We start from the raw sequence: 612 nt of genomic DNA on the forward strand, positions 1-612 counted from the left end.
AAGTGGCTAGTCTAACCGCAAGGAGGACGGTCACCACGGTAGGATTCATGACTGGGGTGAAGTCGTAACAAGGTAGCCGTATCGGAAGGTGCGGCTGGATCACCTCCTTTCCAGAGCTTCTCGCAAAATTGAGCGCTCACGCTTATCGGCTGTTGATAAAGACAGAAAGACTGTCTGTTAGCGGTTTAATCGGTTATAATGCCGGCCGCTTTCGATAATCATCAATGACAAACATTCGAATGAAGTTTGGTTCGAGTTTTTCTCATTGGCGATTGAGCCAGTCAGAGCGGTACGAAAGTATCGGCTGTCGTTCTTTAACAATCTGGAAGAAGTAAGTAATTTGGATAGCGGAAGCGTCTTGAGATGGACGTGAAAACTATCCGGGTTGTGATTGTATCGATGTATCTCAAGATGATTCGAACTCTATGTTTGACTCAATTGGAATACGGCACAACGCGAGAACTCAACCTGTAGCGACTGTCGACGAGACAGACTCGTTATAGGGTCAAGCGAACAAGTGCATGTGGTGGATGCCTTGGCGATCACAGGCGATGAAGGACGCGGTAGCCTGCGAAAAGCTACGGGGAGCTGGCAAACAAGCTTTGATCCGTA

The 612-nt window shown here is 48.0% G+C and carries 2 rRNA genes; both read left to right on the forward strand.

From position 1 onward, the window contains the following. A 16S ribosomal RNA gene (locus C5O79_RS37920) occupies positions 1–110 on the forward strand; the annotation flags it as partial. 393 nt (positions 111–503) lie between these two features. Continuing rightward, positions 504–612 (forward strand): 23S ribosomal RNA (locus C5O79_RS37930); the annotation flags it as partial.

Origin of the sequence: Burkholderia sp. SRS-25, from assembly GCF_004343765.1 — a bacterium.
Taxonomy (GTDB): Bacteria; Pseudomonadota; Gammaproteobacteria; order Burkholderiales; family Burkholderiaceae; genus Burkholderia; species Burkholderia contaminans.